At 50.4% G+C, this 902-nt stretch carries 1 protein-coding gene; it reads right to left on the bottom strand.

The genetic code is table 11. The annotated features are described in order from the left end of the window. On the bottom strand, positions 1 to 902 hold a 902-nt coding region (locus tag VU18_RS15430; protein WP_047758431.1), incomplete at both ends, for a DUF6044 family protein.

Genomic DNA, 902 nt, shown 5'->3' on the forward strand with positions numbered 1-902 from the left:
AAGTTGTTGTACGTATCGAGCGTGTAAAACCCGTTGTATTGGGCGATGGCGGGGTGAATGCCGATGCTGACGACGCGGTAGTCGGACACCGGGAGCCCGATGTATTGCTTGATTTCTTGGAACTGTTTTTCCGCGTAAAATTGCTTCACCGTCGGCTCGTAGCGGAAGACGATTTCTTCGTTAATCAAAAACACCAAGATCACTTGGGCCGCTAGCAGCCGCTTCGCCCACTTTTCTCCTTTTTCGCTGTATTGCCATACGATTTTCAGCGCTAGCGCAAACTGCACATAAATGACAAGCGGGCGCAAAAAATGAAAGCGGGCAAAGTTAAACGTGTCCAAAAAATGAAACCGCTCGGTAAGCGGCAGCCACCCTTTATAAAACCAAAAGGCGTACCACGCCGACAGGGCGAAATTCAGTCCGAATAGGAAAAGAAATAACCGTTCTTGCTTCCATCGTTTTTTCATGAAAACGAGATACAAGGCCATCAACCAGGCCGGCAAAATAAAAAAGGTATGCTCGGTCATGACGTGATGGTGGCCGAGGATAAAGTTTTTCCACGTCAAGCGGACGCAATGCCAAAACGACAACCGGGCATGGAAGTACTCATCCCGGCTTGTCGGCTCGTCTTCCCATAAAAACGAGTACACAAGCCGGTACTCGACAAGCAAATACAACAGCGTCATGTAAGCGATGGAAGTCAAAAAGCGGATGTTCCACCCCTTCCCGCGCAGCACATCCAAAAGCCAAAGAGTGCCCATGGCGGCAAGAAAGAAAAAGAACCCGAGCACAAAGCTGGAATAAAACGGGAGAAGCGTGAGCGCGACGTAATGTTTCCACTCCCCCTCGCCTTTCCGGATGCTCAAAAACGCCCAGAGCGCAAGCGGCATGCCGAGCGTGCT

This window comes from Geobacillus sp. ZGt-1, from assembly GCF_001026865.1.
GTDB classification, from domain to species: Bacteria; Bacillota; Bacilli; order Bacillales; family Anoxybacillaceae; genus Geobacillus; species Geobacillus thermoleovorans.